The sequence below is a fragment of the Roseateles sp. P1_C6 genome (genome assembly GCF_056406315.1).
This window is the reverse complement of the sequence record NZ_JBFUAK010000003.1, coordinates 378,412-404,328: the sequence shown is the minus strand read 5'-3', so window position 1 is coordinate 404,328 and position 25,917 is coordinate 378,412. Positions and strand designations below refer to the sequence as shown.

Sequence of the window (25,917 nt, the reverse complement as noted above, 5' to 3'; positions counted from 1 at the left end):
GAGTTCGCGCCACTTTCCGGAGAACCGCATGACCGCCCTGCCCCGCCCTGTCAAAGCCCCCACCGGCACCCAGCTCAGCTGCAAGAGCTGGCTGACCGAGGCCGCCTACCGCATGCTGCAGAACAACCTCGACCCCGCCGTGGCCGAGAACCCGGACGCGCTGGTCGTTTACGGCGGCATCGGCAAGGCCGCGCGCAACTGGGACGCCTTCGACGCCATCTGCCAGGCGCTGCGCGAGCTGGGTGACGACGAGACGCTGCTGATCCAGTCGGGCAAGCCGGTGGGCGTGTTCCGCACCCATGTTGATGCGCCGCGCGTGCTGCTGGCCAACTCCAACCTCGTGCCCGCCTGGTCGACGTGGGAGCACTTCCATGAGCTGGACCGCAAGGGCCTGATGATGTACGGCCAGATGACGGCTGGCAGCTGGATCTACATCGGCAGCCAAGGCATCGTGCAGGGCACCTACGAGACCTTTGTCGAAGCAGCCCGCCAGCACTACGGCGGCGTCGCCAAGGGCCGCTGGGTGCTGACTGCCGGCCTGGGCGGCATGGGCGGCGCGCAGCCGCTGGCCGCCACGTTCGCGGGCTTCTGCTCGCTGAACATCGAGTGCCAGCAGAGCCGCATCGACTTCCGGCTGAAAACGCGCTACGTGGACGAGCAAGCCACCGACCTGGACGACGCGCTGGCCCGCATCAAGGCCCACACCGAAGCCGGCCGCGCGGTGTCCGTCGCGTTGCTGGGCAATGCCGCCGAGGTGCTGCCCGAACTGGCGAAGCGCGGCGTGAAACCCGATCTCGTCACCGACCAGACCAGCGCCCACGACCTCATCCACGGCTACTGCCCGCCCGGCTGGCGCGTCGAGCAATGGAAGGCCGCTGCCGCCGACCCCGCCCGCCACGCCGAGCTGAAAGCCGCCGCGGCTGCCGGCTGCGCGACGCACGTCAAGGCCATGCTGGCGTTCAAGGCCCAAGGCATCCCGACGGTGGACTACGGCAACAACATCCGCCAGGTCGCCAAGGACCAAGGCGTGGCCAATGCCTTCGACTTCCCCGGCTTCGTGCCCGCCTATGTGCGGCCGCTGTTCTGCGAGGGCAAGGGCCCGTTCCGCTGGGTGGCGCTGTCGGGCGACCCCGAAGACATCCGCAAGACCGACGCCAAGCTCAAGGAGCTGTTCCCCATGCACGAGGCGCTGCACCGCTGGCTGGACATGGCCGCCGAGCGCATCGCCTTCCAGGGCCTGCCGGCGCGCATCTGCTGGCTGGGCCTGGGCGAGCGCCACCTCGCCGGCCTGGCCTTCAACGAGATGGTCAAGCGCGGCGAGCTGAAGGCGCCCATCGTCATCGGTCGCGACCATCTGGACAGCGGCTCCGTCGCCAGCCCCAACCGCGAGACCGAAGGCATGAAGGACGGCTCGGACGCCGTGTCCGACTGGCCGCTGCTGAACGCGCTGCTGAACACCGCCGGCGGCGCGACCTGGGTGTCGCTGCACCATGGCGGCGGCGTGGGCATGGGCTACTCCCAGCATTCCGGCGTCGTCATCGTCTGCGACGGCACGGAGGCCGCCGCCAAGCGCATCTCGCGCGTGCTGTGGAACGACCCCGCCACCGGCGTCATGCGCCATGCCGACGCCGGCTACGAGTCGGCCGTCGCCTGCGCCACCAAGAACGAACTGAACCTGCCCTCGCTATGAAACTCATCCCCGGACAACTCACGCTGGACCAACTCGCCGACATCGCCGCCGGCCGCGCCGAGCTGCAGCTCGACGACTGGGCACCGGTCGACAAGAGCGCCGCGCTGGTGGCTGCCGCCGCCGCGGGCGACGCGCCGGTCTACGGCGTCAACACCGGCTTCGGCAAGCTGGCCAGCACGCGCATCGCCAAGGACCAGCTCGCTGCGCTGCAGTTGAACCTGATCCGCAGCCACGCGGTGGGCGTGGGCGCGCCGATGTCACCCGAAGTCGTGCGGCTGATGCTGGCGACCAAGGCCGGCAGCCTGGCGCGCGGCTTCTCGGGCGTGCGCCGCGACGTCGTGCAGGCGCTCCTGGACGCATTTAACGCCGGCTTCATCCCCTACGTGCCCTGCCAGGGCTCCGTCGGCGCGAGCGGCGACCTGGCGCCGCTCGCCCACCTGACGCTGGCGCTGATGGGCGAAGGCGAGGCGCTGGTCGCCGGCAAGCGCATCCCGGCCCGCGACGAACTCGCGCGGCTGGAGTTGCAGCCGCTGACGCTGGCCGCCAAAGAGGGCCTGGCGCTGATCAATGGCACGCAGGCCAGCACGGCGCTGGCGCTGCACGCGCTGCTGCGCTTCGAGGGTTTGTTCGCCACGGCGCTGGCCAGCGGCGCGATGACGCTGGACGCCGCGCGCGGCAGTGACGGCCCGTTCGACGACCGCATCCACCAGGTGCGCGGCCAGCCCGGGCAGATCGAGGTCGCCGGCATCTACCGCGAGCTACTGGCCGGCAGCGCGATCCGCGCCAGCCATCGCGAGGGCGACGAGCGCGTGCAAGACCCGTACTGCCTGCGCTGCCAGCCCCAGGTCATGGGCGCCTGCCTGGACCAGGCGCGCCACACCGCCCAGGTGCTGGTGCGCGAGGCCAATGCGGTGACCGACAACCCGCTGGTGTTCGACGACGTGATGCTGTCGGGCGGCAACTTCCATGCCGAGCCGGTGGCCTTCGCGGCCGACAACCTGGCGCTGGCCATCGCCGAGGTCGGCGCCATCGCCGAGCGCCGCATCGCGATGCTGATCGACCCGGGCATCTCGCGCCTGCCGCCCTTCCTGACGGCCGACGCCGGCCTGCACAGCGGCTTCATGATCGCCCACGTGACGGCCGCGGCGCTGGCCAGCGAGAACAAGAGCCTGGCCCACCCGGCCAGTGTCGACAGCCTGCCGACCAGCGCCAACCAGGAGGACCATGTCTCCATGGCCACCTTCGCCGCGCGCCGGCTGCACGCGATGCTGGACAACACGGCCCACATCGTCGCCATCGAGATGCTGGCCGCCGCGCAAGGCATCGACTTCCTGCGCCCGCTGCAGAGCTCGGCGCCAGTGGAGGCGCTGCACACGCGGCTGCGCGCCGACTGCGCCAGCAGCCCGGCCGACCACTACCTGGCGCCCGACATCGAGCGCGCCGCGGCACTGGTGCAGGCGGGCGTGCTGAAGGCACAGCAGGGGCCGGCTTTCTAGTACCGCCCGGCAGCCCCGGCCACACGCAGGAAGACGTAGGCGAACCACACCACGACCGCGCGGTGCAGCCACGCGCGCAGGCCCTTGCCTGCAGCGGCGCCGACACGCTCGGACACGGCCAGCGCGGCTTCGATCTCGGCGGCGAGCCGGGTCGCGAAGCTGCGGTCCAGCACGACGACGTTGGCCTCCAGGTTGACCAGCAGCGACAGCGGGTCGATGTTGGAGCTGCCGACCGTGGCCCAGTCGTCATCGACGACGGCAACCTTGGCGTGCAGGAAGGCCGGCGTGTATTCGTAGATCTCGATGCCGTGGCGGAGCAGATCGGCGTAGAGCGCCTCCGCCGCCCAGCCGGCGATGCGGTAGTCCAGCTTGCCCTGCAGCAGCAGGCGCACGCGCACGCCACGGTCGGCCGCGCCGCGCAGCGCGTGGCGGATGCGCTGGCCCGGGTAGAAGTAGGGACAGACGATGTCGACGCTGTGGCGCGCGTTGCGGATGGCGTCGGCATAAGCATGCTCGATGGTGCGGCGGCGGCGCAGGTTGTCGCGCAACACGAAGGCGGCGCAGACGGGCGGCAGGCGCGACGACGGCTCGGGCAGACGCTGCGGGCCACGCCAGAGCTGGGTCAGCCACAGGCTGAAGCGGCGGCGCAGGGGCACATAGTCCAGCAGTGCATCGTCAAAGTCCCGCCCCAGCCAGGCGCGTGACCAGATCGAGCGCACGCTGTGGGCGACCAGGTCCACCAGGCCGCCGCCGACCTGCACGGCGAAGTCCAGCCGCGGCAGCTCACTGAGGCCATGGCGCATGTCCAGGCGGTCGTCGATGACGTTGATGCCGCCGACGAAGGCCAGCTCGTTGTCGACGACGCAGAGCTTCTGGTGCAGGCGGCGCAGCTGGCCGCGCTGGAACCAATGCCACAAGCGGTCCATGGGCCGGAACACCGCCAGCGCCACGCCGCTGCCGGCAAAGCGCTCGCGCAGCGCCGCGAGGCTGGCGTTGCTGCCGAAGCCGTCGACGACCACGCGCACGCGCACGCCGCGCCGGTCCGCCGCCAGCAGCGCGTCGGCCAGGGCCAGCGAGGTCGCGTCGTGATGAAAGATGTAGGTTGCCAGCCAGACCTCCCGGCGCGCGCGCAGGATGGCCGCGTGCATGCTCGGGAACAGCTGGTCGCCGCCGCGCAGCAGGTCGATCTCGTTGCCGCCGACGAAGCCGGTGTCGACGGGCTGGTAGCGCCCGCGCCGCCGCGACCCGAGACGCCTCATTCCAAGGCCAGCTCGACGACCAGGGGCAGGTGGTCGGACATGCGCGCCCAGGTTGGGCCGCGCGGCACCTGCACGCCGGTGCATTTCAGGCCGCGCAGGTAGACGCGATCCAGCGCGAACACCGGCAGGCGTGACGGGAAGGTGGCGGCGCGCCCGCGCGTGTGCGGCGACTGCGCGCGCTTCAGGCCGTGGCCGCGCATGGACACGTCCAGCCGCTCGCCCCAGTCGTTGAAGTCGCCGGCGACGAGCACGGGGTCGCCCGACGGCACATGCTCGCGCACGAAGGCCGCGAGCCGCTCGACCTGGCGCATGCGGCTGGAATGGATCAAGCCGAAATGCGCCACGACCACATGCACCTGCGTGCCCTGCCACAGCACCGGCACATGCAGCAGGCCGCGCTGCTCGAAGGAATGATCGGACACGTCGTGGTGGCCGATGTCGCCGATGGGCCAGCGCGACAGCAGCGCGTTGCCGTGCTCGCCGCCCTTGGTGATCGCGTTGGTCCGGTAGGCCACCTCGTAACCCTCGGGCGCGAGGAACTCGGCCTGGCCCTTTTCGGGCCAGCCGAACCAGGTGCGGTCGAAATGCGCCGCCTCGCGGTGGTGAAAGAGCCGCACCTCCTGCAGGCAGACAAGGTCGGCGTCCAGCGCCTCGACGCCCATCTGCAGGTTGTGGATCTCCAGCCGCTTGGCGGGCCCGAGGCCGCGCACGCCCTTGTGGATGTTGTAGGTCGCCACGCGCAGCACGGCGCCGGGCGGGTGGGGGGTGGGGCGGGCGACGGATCTCATGGCATCGATGTAGCGGCGCTGAAGCGAGGCAGTTGCAGCACCGCCTCGGCGTTGGACGGGGAGAAGCAGCGGTCGGCTGCTTCATGCCAGGGCAACCACAGCCACGATAGATGCTCGCGCGGCGCGAGCCTTGGCGTCAACGCCGATGGCAGTTGTAGGCCGAAGACGTGTTCGGTGTTGCGCGTGACGCCGGGCGCGTAGCGGTGACGCCAGTGCGGGTAAATCTCGTAAACATTGGCGAGGTGCCAGTCGCGCAGCTCACCGCCCACGGCGGCGATGTCGAAGCCGGTTTCCTCCAGCACCTCGCGGCGCGCGGTCTCGGCCGGCGCCTCGTCGAGGCGGTCCTTGGAGCCGGTCACGCTCTGCCAGAAGCCGGGGTGGTCGGCGCGCTCGATCAGCAGCACCTGCAGGTCCGCCGTGTGGATGACGACGAGGACCGATTCGGGGATCTTGAAGGGCTTGGCCGAGGGCATGGCGTCAGCATAGCCCTGGCCGGCCGGGCTCACCCGCCCTGGGTCTTGCGCCTGGCGACTTCCGGCGGCAGTTCCTTGGCCTGCAGTTCGCGCACCTGCGCGACGAGCTGGTTGTGCGCATCCATGAAGGCGGCGGCGATGACCTTGCCCTCGTTGGAATTGCTCCAGCCGGCGCCACCCGCGCCGCCCAGCTTGCCGACGATGGCGCCGCCCACGCCCAGGTCGGCCACCTCGACCGAGCCCGTCGCCGCGGCGATCTGCTCGGTGGTCTCGTTGTCGGTCAGCAGCAGCGCGGCCTGGGCCTGTTTGAGCTTAACCTGCTCGGCCGCGCCGACCAGCTTGTTCAGGTAGGGGATGGCCTGCAGGATGCCGCCGATCTGGCGGCCGGCGTCCTGCTCGCTGAAGGTGAGGCTGGGCGTCAGGCTGTACTGGGCCTCATAGCCCTTGCCCTTGGCGACCGTGTTGCCCTGCTGGCGCAGGATGCCGGCGTCCTTGAGCTCCTGCTCGCGCACGGTGGCCTTCAGGCCCGCCGAGCGGTCGACGACGCGGAAGCACCCGCTCTGCTGGGCCAGCAGGCGCACCAGCGGCACGGGGCTGGACGGCAGCTGGTAACTGCTGGAATAGGCGTAGCCGTTGGGGTTCTCGATCAGCGCCAGCGTGGCGACCGGCGCGTCGCACTTCACCAGCTCGCGGCTGGCCTTGTGGGCGCCGGCCGGCCCGGCCGAGCCGGAGATGACCGAGCCGCCCTCGCCCAGCGAGGTGGACGACTTGCCGCAAGCGGCGAGCAGCGCGAAGACGGGAACAGCGAACAGCAGGCGGGCATTCATCGGCAAAACCTCGGGGAAGCGAGGCGCGAGTCTCGCGCGCCCCTCGGGCCGGGCTGGCCCTAGAACGTGGGACAAGGACACAAGCCTCCCCCTGTCCACGGGGCCGAGGGGCGCCCACCCGGCCTCACTTGCCGTACAGCACCATCTGCGTGCAGCGGAACAAGGCCATGGTCTTGCCGGTGTCCTTGTGCGTGACGACCGCGTCCCAGACCTGTGTCGTGCGGCCCAGGTGCACGGCCTTGGCCACGCAGGCGATGCTGCCCTCGCGGGCGGTGCCCAGATGGTTGGACTTCAGCTCCACGGTCGTGAATCCGACCGCGCCTTCCGGCAGGTTGGCCACGCAGCCATAGCCGGCGCAGGTGTCGGCCAGCGTGACGATGCTGCCGGCATGCAGGAAGCCGTTGGGCGCCATCAGTTCCTGGCGCACGGCCAGCTCGGCGTGGATTTCGCTGCCTTCGACGTGGGTGATGACGATGCCGAGATAGCCCGGCAGGTGCTTGGCACCGAACTGGTTGAATTGCGCGCTGTCGGGCATGGGCTCCTCCTCGTGGCTGGCTATCGTAGACGCAGGAAACCTGCGGGCCGAGCGCCGGGCCGCTCCCAAGCCGGCCCGCCTGAGGCGATGTGCTTGCCGGTTGAGCCGGCAAGCATCGCCGTCCCCACGGGGGCTGAGGCCGGACACGGCGCGCCCAGTGGGCGCGTTGTGCCTGCCGAAGGGCTGCGGCGCAAGCCGCGGCGCGGTCTGCAAGACCGGCCAAGGTACTCCTTGGACGAGGGGCTTCACGCCAGTGACAAGAAAAAAGCCGGCATCGCTGCCGGCCTCTTGCATGAAGCGCAGCGGGATCAGGTGCGCGTCATCGTTGCCTTCAGCATGCCGTTGAGCAGGTCCAGCGACTCGGCCAGGTGGGCGCGCGTCTCAACGGACAGGCCCGGCTTGCTGGATGCCGTGCGCAGCTCGTTGGCCAGCTGGCTGGCGTGGTAGCGGGCCATGGAGAACGCGTCGGCATAGACCGTGGCGCCGTTGGCCGAGCGGTTCAGCTGGGCTTGCAGGCGCTTCAGGTACTCGCGCTGCAGGCTGCGGCGCATGCGGTCGATCTCGGTGCCGCTCTTCAGCTCGCTGAAGATGGCGCCCTGCAGCGTGGCGTAGACCTCGCTCAGCGACACCGCGCCCTTGCGCTGCGCCTCGGGCAGGTAGCTGCCCTGCTCGATCAGGCGGCGCGCGGTGTTGGGCGACATCAGCCGGTCCAGCACGCGACCCTGCAGCGCACTGACGCCGTCGGGGATGGACAGCGGCAGGCCGCGGTCCCATTCGTTGTAGTCGACACCCTGCGTCACGAGGAACTCGGGGCGGAACTTGAACGAGTCGCTGGACAGCAGGCCGCTGGCGATGAAGCGCAGCGCGTCGCGTTGCTGCGCGTTGTCGACCGGCTTGAAAGCCTGCCCAGGCGTGACGCCCGGCACGATGCGTTCGGCCTGCATGCCGCCGACGTACTTGCTGACGTTGTTGGCCGTCATGCCCAGTTGGCGGAAGGACTCGGCCACCGAGCGGCGGCTGCGCAGCGGGTCTTCGCCGGCCTCGGGCTTGCGGGTCTGCACACGCTCCCACAGCTCCTGGCTGAGCTTGAGGCGCTTCCTGGCGTAGGCCAGCGGGTCGTCACCCAGGTCGCGCTGGTTGGTGCGCGGGTCGAAGCCGTCGTAGGGGCCGCCCACGCCCTGGTCGAAGTCGTCGCCGTAGGCCAGCAGCGGCTCGGTGGAGCGCGCGGCGATCTTGGCGAGTTCCGCGGCTTCCTGGTCGGCGGCGATGGGCTTGTAGGCGTACTCGATGGCCCAATAGTCGTAGGCGCCCAGCGTGGTGTTGGTCAGGCTGGACTTGGCCTCGCCCTTCAGCGGCAGGTTGTAGGCGTTGTAGTCCATCACCGAGTTGGAGATGCCATGCGCCTCGGTCCAGGCCTTGTCCTTGAGCTGGGCCTGGGTGACGGTGGTGGACGACTTGAAGTTGTGCTTGAGGCCCAGCGTGTGGCCGACCTCGTGCATGACCACGTCCTTGATGACGGCCTGGGCCAACGCCTCGGCCTCGGGGCCGTTCATGTCCATGCCCTCTGCTTCGCCCCGCAGCGCCAGCAAATCCAGCGCGAAGCCGAACTCGCTGGCCTGGTCGGCCATGTAGGAACACTGCTGCTCGGTCAGCGCGGTCTGGCTGCGCTCGCCCATCCAGCTGCTGCCGTGGTCGTGGCCGTGCTGGCCCACCACGTCGTCCGTGGCCAGGCGGCGCGAGCCGCGGCCGAAGACGTCGCTCATGCCGATATCGGCGTCCAGGATTTCGCCGGTGCGCGGGTCACGGTTGCTCGGGCCGATGGCAAAGCCCACGTCCGAGCCGGTGAACCAGCGGATGGACGCGTGCGTCGAGTCCATGTTGTCCCAGTCGGCGTCGTCGGGCTGCTGCTTGGCGACGACGGCATCCTTGAAGCCGATCTTCTCGAAGGCCTTGTTCCACTCGACGATGCCGGCCTTGACGGCCTCGCGGTACTTGGTGGGGATGTTCTTGTCCATCCAGTAGGTGATGGGCTGCACCGGCTCGGACAGCGCCGCGCTCGGGTCCTTCTTCTCCAGGCGCCAGCGGGCGATCATGTGCACGCGCGGGTTGGCCTTCAGGTCATTGCCCAGGTCGCTGTAGCTCTCCATGAAATGACCCAGGCGCGGGTCGGCATGGCGAACGGCGGCCGGCGCCTCGGGCAGCGCGCGGAAGCTGTAGACGAAGCTGAAGAACATCGAGCGCGGGTCGGGCGTGGCCTGCGGCGGCGTCGGCACGGGCACGGGGGCCGGCACCAGCGGCGGCGCGGGGATGCGCGGCGTGGCGAAGTGCACGCGCGAGGTCAGCGTCGTGATCTGCGCGTCGACGCGGCTGGACTCGATGAAGGAGTTGGCGCGATCGGGCGCGTAGGGCAGGCGGTAGGCCATCTCCAGGCGCGTCGAGTAGCCGGGGATGTCACCCAGCAGGAAGGCACCGGCGTCCACCAGCACGGACTTGCGGTCCGGGTGGTCGGCGCTGGCGACCGGGCCGCCGGCGATCAGGCTGGGCGAGAAGGCCTGCTCGATGGCCAGCTTGCTGGAGGCGTTGTCGGTGCGGAACTTGGTGTTCAGCGCGATCAGCTGCACCTGGTTGCCGACACGGCGCCATTCGGCCAGCTCGTCGCCCAGCATCTGGCTGGCGTACAGGCCGCGCTCGCCGACGGAGTTGGCGACGTTGACGCTGAACAGGAAGGGCTTGTTGAAGGCTTCCTTGGGGATCTCGATCCAGACCTTCTCGTCCTTGCGCCAGACCGGGAACAGGCCGGGCTGCTCCTTGGCGCCCTTGATGATGTCGGCGAAGGGCTTGGGCGCGGTCGGGTCGGCGGGCGGGCGGGCGGGGGAGGCACCGGGCGCGGAGGCGGCGCCGGCGGCAGCCGAAGCCGCGCCATTCGGCGCGGGCGGGGTCTGGGCTTGGGCGGCAGCGGCCAGCACGAGCAGCGCCGCGGACGCCAGGGCTGTACGGGACATCGGGATCATGGGGTGTGTCCGAAGGAAACGAAAAGGGCGTCACTGTGGCGGGCAGCGACACTGGCGTCAATCGGAGCCCTCCCCCGTCGCGGGGTTGCATAAATTCACGCAAAAACTTCCGTCATGGCGCTTACGCATCTGATCTATCTGCATGGTTTCCGCTCGTCGCCGGTTTCCGCCAAGGCCCGCCGCATGGCCGCCTGGGCCGCCGCTCAGCCCGGCCTGACCTTCGCCTGCCCGCAGCTGCCGCCATCGCCGCTGGACGCGATGACCCTGGTGGCCGGCCTGGTCGCCGGCTGGCCGGCCTCCGGCGCGGCCGTCATCGGCAGCTCGCTCGGGGGCTTCTATGCCACCGCGCTGGCTGAGCAGCCGGCCCACCGCGGCTGGCGTGCCGTGGTGCTGAACCCGGCCGTCGACCCGGCGCGCGACCTGTCGCGCCACATTGGCCCGCAGACGGCCTGGCACGACCCCGAGCTGAAGTTCGACTTCACGGCTCAGCATGTGGCCGAACTGGCCGCGCTGGCGCCGCCGGCCCGGCTGACGCGGCCGCTGCGCTATTACGCGCTGATCGCCAAGGGCGACGAGCTGCTGGACTGGCGCGAGATGCTGGCCCGCTACGCCGGCTGCGACGGCGAGGTGCTGGAAGGCAGCGACCATGGCCTCACGGACTTCGAAGCCCATCTGCCCGGCCTGCTCAAGCACCTTGAAGGGTGAGGCGACAATCCCCCTCCTATGTTTGCGCTGTTTGATGACGCCGGGAAATTTCACGCCGGCCGGGTGATGTCTGAGGCCGACGCCTCGCTGCAGGTCGAGCTGGACTCGGGCAAGCGAGTCAAGGTCAAGGCCGCCAATGTGCTGCTGAAGTTCGAGAAGCCGGCGCCCGCCGTGCTGCTGAGCGAAGCCCGCGCGCTGGCCGACGACATCGATCTCGACCTGGCCTGGGAGTTCGCGCCTGAAGGCGAGTTCGGCTTTGCCGACCTGGCGCGGGACTACTTCGACGCCAAGGCGGGTGTCGTGCAGCAGGCCGCCGCGCTGCTGCGCCTGTTCGACGCGCCGCACTACTTCCGCCGCGCCGGCAAGGGTCAGTTCAAGAAGGCGCCCGAGGAGACGGTCAAGGCCGCGCTGCTGGGCATCGAGCGCAAGCGTCAGCAGCAGCTGCAGATCGAGGGCTGGGCGCAAGAGCTGGCGGCAGGCACCTGCCCCGCGCCCATCCAGGACCAGATCTACAAGATCCTCTTCAAGCCCGACAAGAACGGCCCGGAATACAAAGCTGTCGTCGAGGCCAGCAAGCTCGCGCACAAGGCGCCGCTGGACCTGTTGCAGTCGGCCGGTGCCATCACCAGCCCCTACCAGTTCCACTGGAAGCGCTTCCTGTTCGAGAACTTCCCCAAGGGTGCCGGCTTCCCGGCGCTGACGGCGCCGGAGATCAAGGACGACCTGGCGCTGTCGCCCGCGCAGGCCTTTTCCATCGACGACTCGCAGACCACCGAGATTGACGATGCGCTGTCGGTGCAAGGCCTGGGCACCGGCACGGTCACCTTCGGCGTGCACATCGCCGCGCCGGGCCTCGCCATCACGCCGGACTCGGCCGTCGACAAGGTCGCCCGCGAGCGCCTGTCCACCGTCTACATGCCGGGCTGGAAGCTGACCATGCTGCCCGACGACGTCGTGCAGGCCTACACGCTGATCGAGGGCCGCGACTGCCCGGCGGTGTCCATCTACTTCACGATGGACGAGGCCACGTTCGAGATCAAGACCCGGGAAACGAAGCTGGAGCGCGTGCACATCGCCGCCAACCTGCGCCACGACAAGCTGGACGGCATCGTCACCGACGCGACGCTGTCCGGCGAAGCGCCAGCCGACTACGCCTTCGCGCCCGAGCTGGCCTTCACCTGGCGGCTGGCCAAGCACCTGAAGGCGCAGCGCGAGGTGGTGCGCGGCAAGCCGGAGAACTTCAACCGGCCCGACTACAACTTCCGCCTCGTCGGCGAGCGCATGGAAGCGCCCAACGGCAGCGAGTCCGTCGAGATCGGCGTGCGCGCCCGCGGCAGCTCACTGGACCTGATCGTCGCCGAGGCCATGATCCTGGCCAACTCCGCCTGGGGCGGCTGGCTGGCGGAGCTGGGCCTGCCCGGCATCTACCGCAGCCAGGCGAGCCTGGCGCCCGGCATCAAGGTGCGCATGGGCGTGAAGGCCTTGCCGCACGCCGGCATGGGTGTGGCGCAATACACCTGGGCCACGTCGCCGCTGCGCCGCTACGTGGACCTGGTCAACCAGTGGCAAATCATTGCCTGCGCCCGCCACGGCCGCACGGCGGCACTCGCCGCGCCGTTCAAGCCCAAGGACGCGCAGCTGTTCTCCATCATCTCGGGCTTCGAGTCGGCTTATGCCGCCTACAACGGCTTCCAGAACGGCATCGAGCGGTTCTGGACGCTGCGCTGGCTGCAGCAGAACGGCACCACCGAGCTGACCGCGACCGTCATGAAGGAAGGCCTGGTGCGGGCAGACGACCTGCCGCTGGTCTTCAAGGCGCTGGGCTGCGAGAACCTGCCGCGCGGCAGCCATGTGAAGGTACGCATCACGGGTCTGGACGAGATGACGCTGGACGTGCATGCCTCGCTGATCGAGCGCCTGGACGAACCGGTCGCGACGGAAGAGGCCGAAGCCGAAGACGACGATCTCGAGGCCGCCGCGGCGCCGATTGCGCTGGCCATCGACGTCAACGAGGCCGAGCCGGCCGACGCCCAGAGCTGAGATGCGCCGCCCGAGCACGCTGCAGATCGCGCTCGCGTTTTCGCTCGGCGTGCATGCGGCACTGCTGAGCCTGCGCATCGCCGCGCCGGAGGCCTTCAACCGCATCTTCCAGGACACGCCACTGGAGGTGGTGCTCGTCAACACGCGCTCCAACGAGGCGCCGACCAAGGCCACGGCGCTGGCCCAGGCCAACCTGGCCGGCGGCGGCAACCAGGAGACCGGCCGGGCGACGTCGCCGCTGCCGCCCGCCAAACGCAGCGAGGTGGGCGACGCGGCCGAGGTGCAGCACACGCAGGTCACGCAGCTGCAGGAGCAGCAGCAGCAACTGCTGACGCAGCTGCGCCGCGACATCGCGCTGCTGCCGCCGCCTGACCCCAAGCGCGAGAAGGCCGACGAGGCCGAGCGAGCCCAGGCCGAAAAGCGGCGCCAACTGGTGGACCAGCTGGCCGAGATCGAGAAGCGCGTCAATGAGGAAAGCGCGCGGCCGCGCAAGCGCTACATCAGCCCGTCCACGCGCGAGGTCGTCTACGCGCAGTACTACGACAGCCTGCGCCGCCGCATCGAGGAGCGCGGCACGCGCGACTTCCCGGAAGCGCGCGGCAAGAAGCTGTACGGCGAGCTGACGATGAACATCCACATCGACCACAAGGGCCGCGTCATCGAGACCGAGGTTGTGGCCTCCAGCGGCAACCCGACGCTGGACCGCCGCGCCATCGCCATCGTGCAGGCGGCCTCGCCCTTCGGCAACTTCAGCAAGGACATGCTGCGCGGCGCCGAGGTGCTGGTCATCACGTCGCGCTTCAAGTTCACGCGCGACGAAGGACTGGAAACGACTTTGACGGGGCAACCATGACAGACAAGTACGCCGTGGTCGGCAACCCTGTCGAGCACAGCCGCTCGCCGGCCATTCACGCGATGTTTGCCGAGCAGACCGGGCAGAGCCTGGTCTACGAGCGGCTGCTGGCGCCGCTGGATGGCTTCGAAGCCACGCTGCGCGCCTTCGCCGCCGCGGGCGCCAAGGGCTGCAACATCACCGTGCCGTTCAAGTTCGACGCCTTTGCGCTCGCCGCCGTGCGCACCGAACGCGCGCAGTTGGGCGGCGCCGTCAACGCGCTGCGCTTCGACGCCGGCGGCTGGACCGGCGACAACACGGATGGCGCCGGGCTGGTCAACGACATCCAGCGCAACGCCGGCCGCTCGCTGGCCGGCCTGCAGGTGCTGCTGGTGGGCGCCGGCGGTGCCGCGGCGGGCGTGCTGGGCAGCCTGATTGCAGCCGGGCCGGCGCAGATCACCGTCGTCAACCGCACGGTGGACAAGGCCCACGCGCTGGTCGTCAGCCACGCCCACCTGGGCGTGCCTTTGTCTGCCGGCACCTTGGTTGATGCCCCGGCCGCGCAGGACATCGTCGTCAACGCCACCAGCACCAGCCTGGCCGGCGCCGCCGCGCCCGTGGACGCCCGCGTGCTGAAGCCAGGCAGCCTGGCGCTGGACATGATGTACGGCCCCAAGGCGCAAGGCTTTCTAGACTGGGCCGCCGCCCACGGCGCCGAGCCGCGCGACGGGTTGGGCATGCTCATCGAGCAGGCGGCCGAGGCCTTTTTCTTCTGGCGCGGCGTGCGGCCGGACACGACGCCGGTGCTGGCGGCGTTGAGGGCGGCGCTGTGATGCTGCGCCACATCGGCCGACTGATCGCCGTGCTGGTGCTGGCCACGCTGTGCCTGCAGCTCTGGTTTGCCGGCCGCATCCTGATGATGCGTTTCATCGCGCCGCAATCGACCAGCTTCCAGCGCAGCGAGGCCATCCGGCTGCTGAAGGAAAAGCAGCAGGTCGCCTGGGCGCAGGCCTGGGTGGACGACGAGCAACTGCCCAGGACGCTGAAGCGCGCCGTCGTCGCCAGCGAGGACGATTCCTTTGCCGAGCATGGCGGCGTCGACTGGGACGCGTTGAAGGGCGCCTGGAAGAAGAACGAGAAGGCGCAGGCCCGCGCCGAGGCGCGCGGCAAGCCGGTGGCCAAGGTCATCGGCGGCTCGACGATCACGCAGCAGCTGGCCAAGAACCTGTTCCTGTCCGGCGAGCGCACGCTGCTGCGCAAGGGCCAGGAGCTGATCATCACGCTGATGCTGGAGGCGCTGCTGGACAAGCGCCGCATCCTGGAGATATACCTGAACAGCGTCGAATGGGGCGAAGGCCTGTTCGGCGCGCAGGCCGCGGCGCGCCACTACTTCCACACGGACGTGTCGCGCCTGGGCAATTTCGAAGCCGCGCGGCTGGCGGTGATGCTGCCGGCGCCCAAGCGCTTCGAGCGCCAGCCGGGGTCGGCCTATGTGATGGGCCGGGCCGGCCTCATCGTCAACCGCATGACGAGCGCCCAAGTGCCATGAGCGACATCAGCGAAGAGATCGCCGCCGCCGCCGCCCGCCTCATCGTCGACGAAGGCATGGACTGGGGCGCCGCCAAGCAGCGCGCCGCCCGCGACCTGGGCGCACCGCGCGCCGCGCTGCCGGGCAACGACGAGGTCGAGGACGCCGTGCGCGAGCACATCGCCATTTTCCATGCCGACACCCAGCCGGCCGAACTGCGCGAGCTGCGCGAACTGGCCGCCGTCTGGATGGCGCGCCTGGCCGAGTTCCGCCCGCACGTGACCGGCGCCGTCTGGCGCGGCACGGCGACCCGGCTGTCCAACGTGCACCTGCAGCTCTACTGCGACGACAGCAAGGCGGCCGAGATCGCGCTGCTGGACCGCGGCGTCAGCTTCGACGTGGCCGAGACGACGGGCGGCAAAGGCCGGGCGGTGGACATGCTGATCCTCGACGTGCCCTGCCCCGCCTTGGGCGAGCAGGTCACGCTGTGCCTGACCATCCTGGACTTCGACGACCTGCGCGGCGCCCTCAAGCCGGGCGCGCGCGGCCAGGCCGAACGCGGCGACCTGGCCGCATTGCAAACCTTGCTGGAGACCGAATGAGCCCTGTCACACGCCGCCTCATGCTGGCCGGCGCCGGTCTCGGCGCCGCCGCTTTGGGCGCGTCGTTCGCCTGGCGGCGCCTGAACCCACCGGCTGCCTCGGCCGTGGCCCAGGCCTTCTGGGCCAGGCGCTTCCCCGGCCTGGATGGCACTGACGTCGCCGTCGCCCGCTGGCGCGGCAAGCCCCTGCTCGTCAACTTCTGGGCCACGTGGTGCCCGCCGTGCGTGAAGGAGCTGCCGGAGATCAACCAGTTCTACAAGGAAGCCAAGGCCAAGGGTTGGCAGGTGCTGGGGCTGGCGGTGGACCAAGCCGAGCCGGTCAAGGCCTTCCTGCAGAAGACGCCGCTGGACTTCGCCGTCGCGCTGGCGGGTCCGGAAGGTCTGTCGCTGGTGCGGGAGCTGGGCAATGCGGCCGGCGGCCTGCCGTTCTCGGTCGTCTTCGACGAGACCGGCGAGATCAGCTGGCGCCGCATGGGCGTCAGCCGGCTGGAAGACCTGCGCGCTTTGGCTGCCTCCTGAGGCGATCCGGCGCCGAATCGGCGTTCGGGCGACCTCGGCCCAGAAAAACCCCTATCCGGTGGGGAATCCGGCGCCAAAACGCTTAAAGTTCGCCCTTCCTCAATTTAGTGGCGGCCCTCTAGACCCTGGTGTCCAGCGTGCCGGCACGTGTTTGATGCAAGTTCTCGTCCTGCATGGCCCCAACCTCAACCTGCTTGGCACCCGCGAGCCCGAGGTCTACGGCGCGCAGACCCTGGCCCAGATCGATGCCGAACTGAGCGCGATCGCCGCAGAAGCGGGTGCTACCCTGGTCAGCTTCCAGAGCAACCACGAAGGCGCCCTGGTCGATCGCATCCAGGCCGCGCGCAGCGATGGCACGCGCTTCATCCTCATCAATCCGGCGGCCTACACCCACACCAGCGTGGCCATCCGCGACGCGCTGGCCGGCGTGGCCTTGCCCTTCATCGAAGTCCACCTGTCGAACATCCATCGCCGCGAGGCCTTCCGCCACCACAGCTACCTCAGCGACCTGGCGGTCGGCGTCATCTGCGGCCTTGGCGCAAGCGGCTACCGCCTCGCATTGCGTCATGCCCTCGAATCGTTGGAAGCCGGCGCCTGAGCGCGCCGTCTCTTCTTCTCCCACAACAACAACACAGCCTGGAGCCATGATGGACCTGCGCAAGCTCAAAACCCTGATCGACCTCGTCTCGGAATCCAACATTTCCGAGCTGGAAATCACCGAGGCCGATGGCAAGGTCCGCATCGTCAAGGCCGACCCGGCTGCCGCCGTCGCGATGCAACCCGTCTACGCCGCCGCTCCGGCCGCGCCCGCCGTGACCGCGGCCGCCTCGGTCGCCGCACCCGTCGCCGCCGCCGCACCAGCCGCGCCCGTCGAGACCGGCCATGTCGTCAAGTCGCCCATGGTCGGCACCTTCTACCGCGCGTCCAGCCCGAACGCCAAGCCGTTCGGCGACGTGGGCCAGCAGATCAAGGAAGGCGAGGCCATCTGCATCATCGAGGCGATGAAGATCATGAACGAGATCGAGGCCGACAAGACCGGCACGATCACCAAGATCCTGTGCGAGAACGGCCAGGCCGTCGAATTCGGACAGCCGCTGTTCATCATCGAGTGAGGCCACTCGATGTTTAAGAAGGTCCTCATCGCCAACCGAGGCGAAATCGCGCTGCGCATCCAACGTGCGTGTCGCGAACTCGGCATCAAGTCCGTCGTCGTCTACTCCGAGGCCGACCGCGACGCCAAATATGTGAAGCTGGCCGACGAAGCCGTCTGCATCGGCCCCGCGCCGTCCGCGCAGAGCTACCTCAGCATGCCGGCCATCATCGCCACGGCCGAGGTGACCGACGCCGAGGCCATCCACCCCGGCTACGGCTTCCTGTCCGAGAACGCCGACTTCGCCGAGCGCGTGGAGCGCAGCGGCTTCACCTTCATCGGCCCGACGCCCGAGTCCATCCGCCTGATGGGCGACAAGGTCTCGGCCAAGCAGGCCATGATCCGCGCGGGCGTGCCCTGCGTGCCCGGCTCCGAAGGCGCGCTGCCCGAAGACCCCAAGGAGATCATCAAGATCGCCCGCACGGTGGGCTATCCGGTCATCATCAAGGCGGCCGGCGGCGGCGGCGGGCGCGGCATGCGTGTCGTGCACACCGAAGCCGCGCTGGTGCACGCGGTGCAGACGACGCGCGCGGAAGCGGGCGCGGCCTTCGGCAATCCCGAGGTCTACATGGAGAAGTTCCTCGAGAACCCGCGCCATGTGGAGATCCAGATCCTGGCCGACACGTTCAAGAACGCCGTCTGGCTGGGCGAGCGCGATTGCTCCATGCAGCGCCGCCACCAGAAGATCATCGAGGAAGCGCCGGCACCGGGCATCCCGCGCCGCACGATCGAGAAGGTCGGCGACCGCTGCGCCGCCGCCTGCAAGAAGATGGGTTACCGCGGCGCCGGCACCTTCGAGTTCCTGTACGAGAACGGCGAGTTCTACTTCATCGAGATGAACACGCGCGTGCAGGTCGAGCACCCGGTCACCGAGATGGTCACCGGCATTGACATCGTGCAGCAGCAGATCAAGATCGCCGCGGGCGAGAAGCTGCCGTTCACGCAGCGCCAGATCGAGCTGAAGGGCCATGCCATCGAGTGCCGCATCAACGCGGAAGACCCGGTCAAGTTCATCCCCTCGCCCGGCCGCATCACGATGTGGCACGCGCCCGGTGGCCCCGGCGTGCGCGTGGACTCGCATGCCTACACGAACTACTTCGTGCCGCCCAACTACGACTCCATGATCGGCAAGATCATCGTCCACGGCGACACGCGCGAGCAGGCGCTGGCCCGCATGCGCATCGCACTCAGCGAGACGGTGGTTGAAGGCATACAGACCAACATCCCGCTGCACCGCGAGTTGATGGCGGACGCCAAGTTCATCGAAGGCGGCACGTCGATTCACTACCTCGAAAGCTGGATGGCTGCCCACAAGCGATGAGCAATCTGTTCGAGCTGGCCCTGGTCTGCCGCGAGGCCGACGTCGAGATCGTCAGCGATGCGCTGATGGAGATCGACGCGCTCGCGGTGTCCGTCGAGGACGCCGACGCGGACACCGATGCCGAGCAGGCCTTGTTCGGCGAGCCGGGCATGCCGGCACCCAAGCCCGGCTGGGAGCGCTCGGTCGTCAAGGCCTTGTTCCCCAGCGAACCCGAAGCCACCAAGGCGGCGACGCTGCTGCTGGCCCAGGACTGGGCGGCCGACGTGCACGTGCAGGCCATCCAAGCCGTGCCCGAGCAGGACTGGGTGCGCCTGACGCAAAGCCAGTTCGCGCCGGTCGAGATCACGCCCGAGTTCTGGATCGTGCCGAGCTGGCACGAGGCGCCGCCGCAGGCCAGGCGCGTCATGCGACTGGACCCGGGCCTGGCGTTTGGCACCGGCACACACCCGACGACACGCATGTGCTTGCGGTGGATTGCGAATCACGCCCAAGCCTGGCCGCGCGTGCTGGACTACGGTTGCGGCTCGGGCATCCTCGCGATCGGCGCGGCGCTGCATGGCGCGCGAGACATCGACGCGGTCGACATCGACCCGGCCGCCGTCACGTCCTCGCGTGACAACGCGGCGGCCAACGGTGTCACGCTGAACCCCGGCCTGCCCGACCTGGCCCAGGGCGAGTACCCGCTCGTCATCGCCAACATCCTGGCCACGCCGTTGAAGCTGCTCGCGCCGCTGCTGTGCGCGCATGTGGCTTCGGGTGGGCACCTGATCCTGGCCGGCATCCTGGCCCGCCAGGCGGACGAGCTGAAGGCGGCCTACGCGCCCTGGCTGGCGCTGGAAGTCAGCGATGAAGAAGATGGCTGGATCCTGATGACGGCCCAGCGAGCGGCATGAGCCTCGCGACGCGCTGCACCGCCTGCGGCACGATCTTCCGGATCGTCGAGGATCAGTTGCGCGTCTCCGACGGCTGGGTGCGCTGCGGCCGCTGCGCCGAGATCTTCGACGCGCGCGAATTGCTGTTCGACATCGAGCGCGACGCGCCGCCGCCCTGGCCCGCACCGTTCACGCCGGCCGCGGTCATCGAACCGCCTCCGCCGCCGCCCCCACCGCCACCACCACCCCCGGCTCCACCGCCGGTGTGGATGCCGCCGCCCGAGCCGGAGCCCGAGCCGGACGCATTGCCGACCGGCTGGCCCACCGACGTCGCACGGCAGGAACCGCACTGGATCGACGTCGACCGCACACCGCCGCCGCCCGCGGCGCGCGAGTCGGAGCCGCTGCCACCCATGACGGCCGAGCCCGCCGCGGCGCCCGTGATGACCGCCATGCCCGAGTTCATGCGCCGCGCTCAGAGCAGCGCACGCTGGAACCGGCCAGGCGTGCGCCTCGCCCTGGGGCTGGCATCGGTGCTGCTCGCAGTGCTGCTGGCAATGCAGATCGCGCTGCACTTCCGTGACGCGCTGGCTGCCCTGCACCCGCCGCTGCGCGCCTCGCTGCAGGCCATGTGCGGGGCGTTCGGCTGCGAGGTCAAGCCCTGGCGTCGCATCGAGGCGCTCAGCATCGATGCGACGTCGTTGAATCCGGCCGGCAGCGGTGGCAGCTACAAGCTCAATCTGTCGCTGCGCAACAAGACCGGTGTGGATGTGGCGGCACCCTGGGTCGAGCTGAGCCTCACCGACGCCAGCGGTGCGCCCTTCGCCCGCCGCGTCATTGGCCCGGAGGCCCTGAGCCCGCAGCTCAAGCAGGTCAACGCCGAGTCCGAGCAGGCACTGTCGGTGAGCTTCAGCACGGGCGGCCAGCGCGTCAGCGGCTACAGCGTCAACATCTTCTACCCGTAGGGCCGTGAGCCCCTCGCCCGGCCTTGCCTTGCTGAACGCAGGCGCGCGCGGTCGGTTCCGCTAGGAGACGGCATCGAGCCGCAAGCACATCGCCTGCGGCTGGCTTACAGCGGCCCGGCACTCGGCCCACAGATCCCTGGCCGTACGGATCTGGTCGCGCCCCCCAAAGCAGAAAAGAAAAAACCCGGCACCGCGTGAGCGGGCCGGGTTTCGCGAGTGAGGGAACGGGCGGTGGAACCGCCCGCTCAGACAAACGCTTAGGGCTTGTTGCCGGTGGGGAAGGGCCAGGCGGCTTGCGGGCTCAGCGCGGTCTTGGCAGCCGGGGCAGCAGCAGCGGCAGGCTTGGCCGCAGCGGCAGGCTTGGCGGCAGCCTTCTTCGGCGCAGCGGCAGGCTTCGCAGCAGGCTTGGCGGCGGGCTTGGCAGCAGCCTTCTTGGGGGCAGCAGCCTTCTTCGCGGCAGGCTTGGCGGCAGGCTTGGCGGCAGGCTTCGCAGCAGCCTTCTTGGCGGCCGGCTTGGCAGCGGCCTTCTTCGCCGGAGCAGCCTTCTTGGCCGGAGCGGCCTTCTTGGCGGGTGCAGCCTTCTTGGCCGGAGCGGCCTTCTTGGCGGGCGCAGCCTTCTTGGCCGGAGCGGCCTTCTTGGCGGGCGCAGCCTTCTTGGCCGGAGCGGCCTTCTTGGCGGGTGCAGCCTTCTTGGCCGGAGCGGCCTTCTTGGCGGGCGCAGCCTTCTTGGCCGGAGCGGCCTTCTTGGCGGGCGCAGCCTTCTTGGCCGGAGCGGCCTTCTTCGCCGGGGCAGCCTTCTTGGCGGCAGCCTTCTTCACCGGGGTAGCGGCGGCCTTCTTGGCCGGAGCTTTCTTTGCAGTTGCCATGGTTTTCTCCTTGATCAAGTGGAAAAGACACCGTCCCGCACGGACCGGTCCGTGCAGATACGGTTATTCACCGTCCGAGAGTCGCTCAGGAGGAACGCCTCGATACGGTGAATGGGATCGCCATGCAGCCCCGCCACGTCTAGCGTGTTGATGCGGGTTTCGCTCGGTGACTGCATTGGCTTGAGCTTGATCGGGTTGCGGCTGGAACGTCAGTCCCAGCTCAGTGCCCCGCCCGACTGGTACTCGATGACACGGGTCTCGAAGAAGTTGCGTTCCTTCTTCAAGTCGATCATCTCGCTCATCCAGGGGAAGGGGTTTTCTTCGTTAGGGAACAGGGCTTCCAGGCCGATCTGCACCGCACGGCGGTTGGCGATGAAGCGCAGATAGCCCTTGAACATCGAGGCGTTGAGGCCCAGGACGCCGCGCGGCATGGTGTCCTCGGCGTAGCGGTACTCCAGCTCGACGGCCTTCAGGAACAGCGCCTTGATCTCGGCCTTGAACTCGGCCGTCCACAGGTGCGGGTTCTCCAACTTGATCTGGTTGATCAGGTCGATGCCGAAGTTGCAGTGCATGGACTCGTCGCGCAGGATGTACTGGTACTGCTCTGCCGCACCGGTCATCTTGTTCTGGCGGCCCATCGCCAGGATCTGCGTGAAGCCGACGTAGAAGAACATGCCTTCCATCAGGCAGGCGAAGACGATCAGGCTCTTCAGCAGCGTCTGGTCGTTCTCGGGTGTGCCCGTGTTGAAGTTCGGGTCCATGATCGCGCCGATGAAGGGGATCAGGAACTCGTCCTTGTCGCGGATGGACTGGACTTCGTTGTACGCGTTGAAGATCTCGCTCTCGTCCAGACCCAGCGACTCCACGATGTACTGGTAGGCGTGCGTGTGGATCGCTTCCTCGAAGGCCTGGCGCAGCAGGAACTGGCGGGCCTCCGGCGCCGTGATGTGGCGGTAGGTGCCCAGCACGATGTTGTTGGCGGCCAGCGAGTCGGCGGTGACGAAGAAGCCGAGGTTGCGCTTGATGATGCGACGCTCGTCTTCGGTCAGGCCGTTGGGATCTTTCCAGAGCGCGATGTCGCGGCTCATGTTCACTTCCTGCGGCATCCAGTGGTTGGCGCAGGTGGCGAGGTACTTCTCCCAAGCCCACTTGTACTTGAACGGCACCAGCTGATTGACGTCGGTCTGGCCGTTGATGATGCGCTTGTCGGCAGCCTTCACGCGACGCGCGGTCGTGGGTTCGCCGGACAGCTGGGGAGCGGGGATCGAGACGCTGGCAGCTTCGCGCGACGCAGTCGCCGAAGGCATGGCCGCGAGAGGCTTCGCGGTGTGGGTATCAGTGGACTTCAGGTCTTCGTCCCAATCCAGCATGGTGTCTTTCCTATCACTTCGAATTATCGGCAGTGCTTGTGCAAATCAACAAGGACTAGCAACTGCTATTTGCATCAATCGCGCAAAGTTTGTTGCGCGTGGGCATCGAAAACATGAAGTGCGCACTTGTCTATACAAGTACGCACCCCTGCTTCATTTACTGGCAGGCCTCGCAGCCGGGGTCGTCGATGGCGCAGAACTTCATGTCCGTGGCGGGCAGCTCGGGCTCGACAACGGCGACCGGAGCGACCGGTGCCGCGGCCATCGCTGCGGTGCTGTTGGACACCGCGTTCAGCTGGCCAGAGCGTGTGACCGTGCTCTTCTCGGCCTGCGTCGCGCTGGTGGTGCGCAGGTAGTAGGTCGTCTTCAGGCCGCGCTGCCACGCGAGCTTGTAGGTCTCGTCGAGCTTCTTGCCCGATGCGCCGGCCATGTAGATGTTCAGGCTCTGCGCCTGGTCGATCCACTTCTGGCGGCGCGCGCCGGCTTCGATCAGCCACACGGTGTCGACTTCGAAGGCCGTCGCGTACAGCGCCTTGATCTCCTCGGGCACGCGGTCGATGCGGCGCAGCGAACCGTCGAAGTGCTTGAGGTCCATGACCATCACGTCGTCCCACAGGCCCAGCGCCTTCAGGTCACGCACCAGCGATTCGTTGATGACGGTGAACTCGCCGGACAGGTTGGACTTGACCGACAGGTTGCCGAAGCAAGGCTCGATCGAAGCGTCCACGCCGATGATGTTGGAGATGGTCGCGGTCGGCGCGATGGCCACGCAGTTGCTGTTGCGCATGCCGAAGCTGGCGATGCGGCCGCGCAGTGCGTCCCAGTCCAGCGTCGTCGAGCGATCCACATCGACGTAGCCACCGCGGGCTTCGGCCAGCAGGTCCAGCGAGTCGATCGGCAGGATGCCGCGGTCCCACAGCGAGCCCTTGTAGCTGCTGTAGCGGCCGCGCTCTTCGGCCAGCTCCGTCGACGCCCAGTAGGCGTGATAGCAGACGGCTTCCATCGAACGGTCGGCGAACTCGACGGCAGCTTGCGACGCGTACGGCGTGCGCAGTTGGTACAGCGCGTCCTGGAAGCCCATGATGCCCAGGCCGACCGGGCGGTGGCGCAGGTTGGAGTCGCGCGCCTTCTTGACGGCGTAGTAGTTGATGTCGATGACGTTGTCGAGCATGCGCATCGCCGTGCGCGTCGTCTTCTTCAGCTTGACCTGGTCGATGGCGCCATCCTTGATGTGCTGGGCCAGGTTGACGGAGCCGAGGTTGCAGACGGCGATCTCGCTGTCGTTGGTGTTCAGCGTGATCTCGGTGCACAGATTGGACGAGTGCACGACGCCGACATGCTGCTGCGGGCTGCGCACGTTGCAGGCGTCCTTGAACGTGATCCAGGGGTGGCCCGTCTCGAACAGCATCGACAGCATCTTGCGCCACAGGTCCTTGGCCGGCATGCGCTTGAAGAGCTTCAGCTCGCCGCTGTCGACCTTGCGCTCATAGCCCACATAAGCTTCCTCGAAAGCCTTGCCGAACTTGTCGTGCAGGTCCGGGCAGGTGGAGGGGCTGAACAGCGTCCAGTCGCCGCCTTCGATGACGCGGCGCATGAACAGGTCGGGAATCCAGTTCGCCGTGTTCATGTCGTGCGTGCGGCGGCGGTCGTCGCCGGTGTTCTTGCGCAGATCCAGGAACTCTTCGATGTCCAGGTGCCAGGTTTCCAGGTAGGCGCAGACGGCGCCCTTGCGCTTGCCACCCTGGTTCACGGCGACGGCCGTGTCGTTGACCACCTTCAGGAAAGGCACGACACCCTGGCTCTTGCCGTTGGTGCCCTTGATGTGCGAGCCGAGTGCCCGCACCGGCGTCCAGTCGTTGCCCAGGCCGCCGGCGAACTTGCTCAGCAGCGCGTTCTCTTTCAGCGCCTCGTAGATGCCGTCGAGGTCGTCGGCCACGGTCGTCAGGTAGCAGCTGGACAGCTGCGAGCGGCGCGTGCCGGCGTTGAACAGCGTCGGCGTGCTGGACATGAAGTCGAAGCTGGACAGCACTTCGTAGAACTCGATGGCGCGGGCTTCGCGGTCGATCTCGCCCAGCGCCAGGCCCATGGCCACGCGCATGAAGAAGGCCTGCGGCATCTCGATGCGCTCATCGGCGATGTGCAGGAAGTAGCGGTCGTACAGCGTCTGCAGGCCGAGGTAGTCGAACTGCAGGTCGCGTTCGGCCTTCAGCGCGGCGCCCAGCTTGGCCAGGTCGTACTGGCCCAGCTTCTCGTCCAGCAGCTCGGCCTTGATGCCGCGCTTGATGTAGCCGGGGAAGTAGTCGGCATATTTCTGCGCCATTTCGGCTTGCGTCACTTCACCGCCGATGATTTCGCGGCGGATGGTGTGCAGCAGCAGGCGAGCGGTGGCGCGGCTGTAGCCGGGGTCCTTCTCGATCAGCGTGCGGGCGGCCAGGATGGCGGCCTTGTAGACCTCGTCGATGGCGACGCCGTCGTACAGGTTGCGCTGCGTCTCGGCCAGCACGGGGTCGGGCTTCACGTCGGCGCCGAGGTTCTCGCAGGCCGAGGCGATCAGCGACTTCAGCTGGCCCAGGTCCAGCGGGCGACGCTCGCCGCGGTCCACCACCATCAGCGCCGGTTCGGCGGCCCGGCTGGCTTCACCTTGGGCGGAGCGCTCCTGCGTGCGGCGCTCGCGGTACAGCACGTAGGCGCGGGCGACTTCGTGGTTGCTGCTGCGCATCAGGCCCAGTTCGACCTGGTCCTGCACGTCTTCGATGTGGAAGGTGCCGCCGCTGGGGCGCGAACGCAGCAGCGCGCGCACGACGTTCTGGGTCAGCTGCTCGACCGTCTCACGCACGCTGGCCGACGCGGCACCGCTGGTGCCATGCACGGCCAGGAAGGCCTTCATCAGCGCGACGGCAATCTTGCTCGGCTCGAACGAGACCACGGCGCCGTTGCGGCGAATGATCTGGTAGGCCTGGTAGGTCGACAGCGTCGGCTGGCTGCTGGTGGCGTTGGGCGCGTCGGATTCAAACGCGACTGGTGCGGCGGTGGCGGGAGCCTGGCCGGAGACGGCTTGTTGCATGAGGG

At 68.6% G+C, this 25,917-nt stretch carries 23 protein-coding genes; 14 read left to right on the top strand and 9 right to left on the bottom strand.

Translation table 11 applies throughout. From position 1 onward, the window contains the following. Window positions 1-28: 28 nt before the first annotated feature. On the top strand, window positions 29-1,690 hold the full coding sequence (hutU, locus tag AC1D29_RS07785) for a urocanate hydratase (RefSeq protein WP_477895844.1): 1,662 nt from the start codon (window positions 29-31) through the stop codon (window positions 1,688-1,690). After that, window positions 1,687-3,186, top strand: a complete 1,500-nt coding sequence (gene hutH, locus AC1D29_RS07780; RefSeq protein ID WP_477895842.1) for a histidine ammonia-lyase — start codon at window positions 1,687-1,689, stop codon at window positions 3,184-3,186. The genes hutU and hutH overlap by 4 nt, the downstream gene beginning before the upstream one ends. Here hutH and clsB read toward each other — a convergent pair. The 6 genes from clsB to AC1D29_RS07750 all read right to left on the bottom strand — a co-directional run bounded on the left by clsB (window position 3,183) and on the right by AC1D29_RS07750 (window position 10,070). After that, window positions 3,183-4,445: a cardiolipin synthase ClsB gene (clsB, locus tag AC1D29_RS07775; protein ID WP_477895840.1), complete on the bottom strand. Its 1,263-nt coding sequence runs from the start codon at window positions 4,443-4,445 to the stop codon at window positions 3,183-3,185. The genes hutH and clsB overlap by 4 nt on opposite strands. Next, on the bottom strand, window positions 4,442-5,233 hold the full coding sequence (locus AC1D29_RS07770; RefSeq protein WP_477895838.1) for an endonuclease/exonuclease/phosphatase family protein: 792 nt from the start codon (window positions 5,231-5,233) through the stop codon (window positions 4,442-4,444). Before AC1D29_RS07770 ends, clsB begins: the two co-directional genes overlap by 4 nt. Continuing rightward, entirely contained in the window at window positions 5,230-5,706 is a 477-nt protein-coding gene (nudB, locus tag AC1D29_RS07765) for a dihydroneopterin triphosphate diphosphatase (RefSeq protein ID WP_477895836.1), read from the bottom strand. Before nudB ends, AC1D29_RS07770 begins: the two co-directional genes overlap by 4 nt. A gap of 29 nt (window positions 5,707-5,735) precedes the next feature. After that, a complete protein-coding gene (locus AC1D29_RS07760; protein WP_477895834.1) occupies window positions 5,736-6,533 on the bottom strand; it encodes a CsgG/HfaB family protein in 798 nt (265 codons plus the stop codon). Between the two features lie 124 nt (window positions 6,534-6,657). After that, the gene (locus AC1D29_RS07755; RefSeq protein ID WP_477895832.1) at window positions 6,658-7,068 is read right to left on the bottom strand and encodes a PaaI family thioesterase; all 411 of its coding nucleotides are present in this window, start codon (window positions 7,066-7,068) and stop codon (window positions 6,658-6,660) included. 308 nt (window positions 7,069-7,376) lie between these two features. After that, window positions 7,377-10,070: a zinc-dependent metalloprotease gene (locus AC1D29_RS07750; protein WP_477895830.1), complete on the bottom strand. Its 2,694-nt coding sequence runs from the start codon at window positions 10,068-10,070 to the stop codon at window positions 7,377-7,379. Between the two features lie 123 nt (window positions 10,071-10,193). On the opposite strand from AC1D29_RS07750, the gene AC1D29_RS07745 reads away from it, so the two are divergent. From AC1D29_RS07745 to AC1D29_RS07690, 12 genes are all read left to right on the top strand, one after another. Beyond that, window positions 10,194-10,784 carry a YqiA/YcfP family alpha/beta fold hydrolase gene (locus AC1D29_RS07745; RefSeq protein ID WP_477895828.1) on the top strand — a complete coding sequence of 197 codons (591 nt, stop codon included), beginning with the start codon at window positions 10,194-10,196 and terminating at the stop codon, window positions 10,782-10,784. Between the two features lie 18 nt (window positions 10,785-10,802). Next, on the top strand, window positions 10,803-12,824 hold the full coding sequence (locus AC1D29_RS07740) for a ribonuclease catalytic domain-containing protein (protein WP_477895826.1): 2,022 nt from the start codon (window positions 10,803-10,805) through the stop codon (window positions 12,822-12,824). A gap of 1 nt (window position 12,825) precedes the next feature. Beyond that, window positions 12,826-13,677, top strand: a complete 852-nt coding sequence (locus AC1D29_RS07735) for an energy transducer TonB (protein ID WP_477895824.1) — start codon at window positions 12,826-12,828, stop codon at window positions 13,675-13,677. Beyond that, complete coding sequence (aroE, locus tag AC1D29_RS07730) at window positions 13,674-14,489, top strand: shikimate dehydrogenase (protein ID WP_477895823.1); 816 nt, start codon at window positions 13,674-13,676, stop codon at window positions 14,487-14,489. The genes AC1D29_RS07735 and aroE overlap by 4 nt, the downstream gene beginning before the upstream one ends. Continuing rightward, a complete protein-coding gene (mtgA, locus tag AC1D29_RS07725; protein WP_477895821.1) occupies window positions 14,489-15,205 on the top strand; it encodes a monofunctional biosynthetic peptidoglycan transglycosylase in 717 nt (238 codons plus the stop codon). The genes aroE and mtgA overlap by 1 nt, the downstream gene beginning before the upstream one ends. Next, on the top strand, window positions 15,202-15,786 hold the full coding sequence (locus AC1D29_RS07720) for a hypothetical protein (protein WP_477895819.1): 585 nt from the start codon (window positions 15,202-15,204) through the stop codon (window positions 15,784-15,786). The genes mtgA and AC1D29_RS07720 overlap by 4 nt, the downstream gene beginning before the upstream one ends. Beyond that, window positions 15,783-16,304 carry a TlpA family protein disulfide reductase gene (locus AC1D29_RS07715; RefSeq protein ID WP_477895817.1) on the top strand — a complete coding sequence of 174 codons (522 nt, stop codon included), beginning with the start codon at window positions 15,783-15,785 and terminating at the stop codon, window positions 16,302-16,304. The genes AC1D29_RS07720 and AC1D29_RS07715 overlap by 4 nt, the downstream gene beginning before the upstream one ends. Window positions 16,305-16,455: 151 nt before the next feature. Continuing rightward, entirely contained in the window at window positions 16,456-16,902 is a 447-nt protein-coding gene (gene aroQ, locus AC1D29_RS07710) for a type II 3-dehydroquinate dehydratase (RefSeq protein ID WP_477895815.1), read from the top strand. Between the two features lie 49 nt (window positions 16,903-16,951). After that, complete coding sequence (accB, locus tag AC1D29_RS07705) at window positions 16,952-17,416, top strand: acetyl-CoA carboxylase biotin carboxyl carrier protein (protein WP_477896213.1); 465 nt, start codon at window positions 16,952-16,954, stop codon at window positions 17,414-17,416. A 9-nt stretch (window positions 17,417-17,425) separates the two neighbouring features. Continuing rightward, entirely contained in the window at window positions 17,426-18,775 is a 1,350-nt protein-coding gene (accC, locus tag AC1D29_RS07700) for an acetyl-CoA carboxylase biotin carboxylase subunit (protein WP_477895813.1), read from the top strand. Between the two features lie 5 nt (window positions 18,776-18,780). After that, a complete protein-coding gene (prmA, locus tag AC1D29_RS07695; protein ID WP_477896211.1) occupies window positions 18,781-19,668 on the top strand; it encodes a 50S ribosomal protein L11 methyltransferase in 888 nt (295 codons plus the stop codon). Beyond that, window positions 19,665-20,612: a zinc-ribbon and DUF3426 domain-containing protein gene (locus AC1D29_RS07690; RefSeq protein ID WP_477895811.1), complete on the top strand. Its 948-nt coding sequence runs from the start codon at window positions 19,665-19,667 to the stop codon at window positions 20,610-20,612. The genes prmA and AC1D29_RS07690 overlap by 4 nt, the downstream gene beginning before the upstream one ends. A 257-nt stretch (window positions 20,613-20,869) precedes the next feature. On the opposite strand, the gene AC1D29_RS07685 is transcribed toward AC1D29_RS07690, so the two are convergent. The 3 genes from AC1D29_RS07685 to AC1D29_RS07675 all read right to left on the bottom strand — a co-directional run bounded on the left by AC1D29_RS07685 (window position 20,870) and on the right by AC1D29_RS07675 (window position 25,912). Continuing rightward, entirely contained in the window at window positions 20,870-21,478 is a 609-nt protein-coding gene (locus tag AC1D29_RS07685; RefSeq protein ID WP_477895810.1) for a histone, read from the bottom strand. A 209-nt stretch (window positions 21,479-21,687) separates the two neighbouring features. Beyond that, window positions 21,688-22,848, bottom strand: coding sequence for a ribonucleotide-diphosphate reductase subunit beta (locus tag AC1D29_RS07680; RefSeq protein WP_477895808.1), 1,161 nt, complete (start codon window positions 22,846-22,848; stop codon window positions 21,688-21,690). Window positions 22,849-23,005: 157 nt separating this feature from the next. Beyond that, on the bottom strand, window positions 23,006-25,912 hold the full coding sequence (locus AC1D29_RS07675; protein ID WP_477895806.1) for a ribonucleoside-diphosphate reductase subunit alpha: 2,907 nt from the start codon (window positions 25,910-25,912) through the stop codon (window positions 23,006-23,008). Between the last annotated feature and the right edge of the window lie 5 nt (window positions 25,913-25,917).

Bases quoted from the DNA above. Each gene is read 5' to 3' on its own strand.
- hutU (WP_477895844.1), top strand. From the start codon at position 29: ATGACCGCCCTGCCCCGCCCTGTCAAAGCCCCCACCGGCACCCAGCTC.
- hutH (WP_477895842.1), top strand. From the start codon at position 1,687: ATGAAACTCATCCCCGGACAACTCACGCTGGACCAACTCGCCGACATC.
- clsB (WP_477895840.1), bottom strand. From the start codon at position 4,445: ATGAGGCGTCTCGGGTCGCGGCGGCGCGGGCGCTACCAGCCCGTCGAC.
- AC1D29_RS07770 (WP_477895838.1), bottom strand. From the start codon at position 5,233: ATGAGATCCGTCGCCCGCCCCACCCCCCACCCGCCCGGCGCCGTGCTG.
- nudB (WP_477895836.1), bottom strand. From the start codon at position 5,706: ATGCCCTCGGCCAAGCCCTTCAAGATCCCCGAATCGGTCCTCGTCGTC.
- AC1D29_RS07760 (WP_477895834.1), bottom strand. From the start codon at position 6,533: ATGAATGCCCGCCTGCTGTTCGCTGTTCCCGTCTTCGCGCTGCTCGCC.
- AC1D29_RS07755 (WP_477895832.1), bottom strand. From the start codon at position 7,068: ATGCCCGACAGCGCGCAATTCAACCAGTTCGGTGCCAAGCACCTGCCG.
- AC1D29_RS07750 (WP_477895830.1), bottom strand. From the start codon at position 10,070: ATGTCCCGTACAGCCCTGGCGTCCGCGGCGCTGCTCGTGCTGGCCGCT.
- AC1D29_RS07745 (WP_477895828.1), top strand. From the start codon at position 10,194: ATGGCGCTTACGCATCTGATCTATCTGCATGGTTTCCGCTCGTCGCCG.
- AC1D29_RS07740 (WP_477895826.1), top strand. From the start codon at position 10,803: ATGTTTGCGCTGTTTGATGACGCCGGGAAATTTCACGCCGGCCGGGTG.
- AC1D29_RS07735 (WP_477895824.1), top strand. From the start codon at position 12,826: ATGCGCCGCCCGAGCACGCTGCAGATCGCGCTCGCGTTTTCGCTCGGC.
- aroE (WP_477895823.1), top strand. From the start codon at position 13,674: ATGACAGACAAGTACGCCGTGGTCGGCAACCCTGTCGAGCACAGCCGC.
- mtgA (WP_477895821.1), top strand. From the start codon at position 14,489: ATGCTGCGCCACATCGGCCGACTGATCGCCGTGCTGGTGCTGGCCACG.
- AC1D29_RS07720 (WP_477895819.1), top strand. From the start codon at position 15,202: ATGAGCGACATCAGCGAAGAGATCGCCGCCGCCGCCGCCCGCCTCATC.
- AC1D29_RS07715 (WP_477895817.1), top strand. From the start codon at position 15,783: ATGAGCCCTGTCACACGCCGCCTCATGCTGGCCGGCGCCGGTCTCGGC.
- accB (WP_477896213.1), top strand. From the start codon at position 16,952: ATGGACCTGCGCAAGCTCAAAACCCTGATCGACCTCGTCTCGGAATCC.
- accC (WP_477895813.1), top strand. From the start codon at position 17,426: ATGTTTAAGAAGGTCCTCATCGCCAACCGAGGCGAAATCGCGCTGCGC.
- AC1D29_RS07690 (WP_477895811.1), top strand. From the start codon at position 19,665: ATGAGCCTCGCGACGCGCTGCACCGCCTGCGGCACGATCTTCCGGATC.
- AC1D29_RS07685 (WP_477895810.1), bottom strand. From the start codon at position 21,478: ATGGCAACTGCAAAGAAAGCTCCGGCCAAGAAGGCCGCCGCTACCCCG.
- AC1D29_RS07680 (WP_477895808.1), bottom strand. From the start codon at position 22,848: ATGCTGGATTGGGACGAAGACCTGAAGTCCACTGATACCCACACCGCG.
- AC1D29_RS07675 (WP_477895806.1), bottom strand. From the start codon at position 25,912: ATGCAACAAGCCGTCTCCGGCCAGGCTCCCGCCACCGCCGCACCAGTC.